Raw genomic sequence first — 1,512 nt, forward strand, 5'->3', positions numbered from 1 at the left:
CCACCCGAGACTCAGTGAAATTGAAATCGCTGTGAAGATGCAGTGTATCCGCGGCTAGACGGAAAGACCCCGTGAACCTTTACTATAGCTTTGCACTGGACTTTGAATTTGCTTGTGTAGGATAGGTGGGAGGCTTTGAAGCGTGGACGCCAGTTCGCGTGGAGCCATCCTTGAAATACCACCCTGGCAACTTTGAGGTTCTAACTCAGGTCCGTTATCCGGATCGAGGACAGTGTATGGTGGGTAGTTTGACTGGGGCGGTCTCCTCCTAAAGAGTAACGGAGGAGTACGAAGGTGCGCTCAGACCGGTCGGAAATCGGTCGTAGAGTATAAAGGCAAAAGCGCGCTTGACTGCGAGACAGACACGTCGAGCAGGTACGAAAGTAGGTCTTAGTGATCCGGTGGTTCTGTATGGAAGGGCCATCGCTCAACGGATAAAAGGTACTCCGGGGATAACAGGCTGATACCGCCCAAGAGTTCATATCGACGGCGGTGTTTGGCACCTCGATGTCGGCTCATCACATCCTGGGGCTGAAGCCGGTCCCAAGGGTATGGCTGTTCGCCATTTAAAGTGGTACGCGAGCTGGGTTTAGAACGTCGTGAGACAGTTCGGTCCCTATCTGCCGTGGACGTTTGAGATTTGAGAGGGGCTGCTCCTAGTACGAGAGGACCGGAGTGGACGAACCTCTGGTGTTCCGGTTGTCACGCCAGTGGCATTGCCGGGTAGCTATGTTCGGGAAAGATAACCGCTGAAAGCATCTAAGCGGGAAACTTGCCTCAAGATGAGATCTCACTGGAACCTTGAGTTCCCTGAAGGGCCGTCGAAGACTACGACGTTGATAGGTTGGGTGTGTAAGCGCTGTGAGGCGTTGAGCTAACCAATACTAATTGCCCGTGAGGCTTGACCATATAACACCCAAGCAATCTGAATGCTCGAAAGAGACCAGATTGCGGTGTGTGAAGACGCAATGAACCGAAAGTTCGCGATGCTCACAAACACCTGTATCACATACCCGATTTGCTGAAGCGAGGCCAACCGGTCACGAGTCAGTACCCGAATTTCTTGACGACCATAGAGCGTTGGAACCACCTGATCCCATCCCGAACTCAGAAGTGAAACGATGCATCGCCGATGGTAGTGTGGGGTTTCCCCATGTGAGAGTAGGTCATCGTCAAGATTAAATTCCGAAACCCCAATTGCGAAAGCAATTGGGGTTTTGTTTTGCCCGCAGGAAAGTATTTTTACTTAGGCAGCGAACAATTTTGCACAGTTATTTTCGAATCAGAACACTAGAATAACCCCCATCTTTTTCGGAGCCAGAGCCTTTATGTCAGATCCGGTTGACGCCCAAGGGCTGTCAGATTTACCGCTGGAAGACTTGGTGGCCTGTCATGAGTGCGACCTGCTGATGCGCAAGCCCAAGCTTGCCCATGGCGAGAAAGCACTCTGCCCGCGCTGCGGTTACGAGTTGTACGCCCATCGCCATAATGTGGTGCAGCGCAGCCTTGCCT

General features: G+C 52.2%; 1 protein-coding gene and 2 rRNA genes. All 3 read left to right on the plus strand.

Annotated features, from left to right (window positions below; genetic code table 11):
- A 23S ribosomal RNA gene (locus QRN40_RS18510) occupies positions 1-909 on the plus strand; the annotation flags it as partial.
- Between the two features lie 153 nt (positions 910-1,062).
- Positions 1,063-1,178 (plus strand): 5S ribosomal RNA (gene rrf / locus QRN40_RS18515).
- Between the two features lie 150 nt (positions 1,179-1,328).
- A partial coding sequence (locus tag QRN40_RS18520) for a paraquat-inducible protein A (protein WP_285117528.1) occupies positions 1,329-1,512 on the plus strand: 184 nt, incomplete at its 3' end.

This window comes from Leifsonia sp. fls2-241-R2A-40a, assembly GCF_030209575.1.
Lineage (GTDB): Bacteria > Actinomycetota > Actinomycetes > Actinomycetales > Microbacteriaceae > Leifsonia.